Source organism: Massilia sp. 2TAF26 (genome assembly GCF_052115005.1).
Lineage (GTDB): Bacteria > Pseudomonadota > Gammaproteobacteria > Burkholderiales > Burkholderiaceae_D > Telluria.
Window position 1 is genome coordinate 1 of sequence record NZ_JBFRFV010000119.1, and the last position, 440, is coordinate 440.

General features: G+C 56.8%; 1 protein-coding gene. It reads left to right on the forward strand.

Going from position 1 to position 440, the window contains the following annotated elements; all coding sequences use genetic code 11:
* Positions 1–427: hypothetical protein (locus tag AB4Z32_RS27735; protein ID WP_442125020.1), on the forward strand; the 427-nt coding region annotated here is incomplete at its 5' end.
* Positions 428–440: the final 13 nt, after the last annotated feature.

A 440-nucleotide genomic window follows, 5' to 3' on the forward strand; every position in this document is an offset into this window, starting at 1 on the left:
TGCCAGCACTGTTCTTCCCGATCAGCACCACCAAATTCGCGAACGTTTCCTCCAACGTACTACGCTCTTATGGGAATTACTCATGACCGATGAAATAATTTATCCGGTAGGCTACGTCGATCCTTCGACGCTGCCGCGCCATATCACGAAGCTGGCGTTTCGCAATCGCTTTACCCAGGCTGAAAAAGTAGCCATAGAGATGGCTGCTCTAGATGATCCATCAGCCTCTCTGCCAGCGCGCCAGCAGTCCGCTGCGATCCGTGCGAGCCTGGCGGATTCAGCGGCGGCCAGTTACATTGACTTGAACCGCACGGATACCCGTGCTGGCGTGCAAGCGTTGGAGGACGGAGGCATTCTCGCCATGGGTCGCGCGCAGGAGATTCTAGACGCAGCGATCGCAGACGAAGAAAGGCCAAAGGGACCGTAATGGCCTTCCGCGC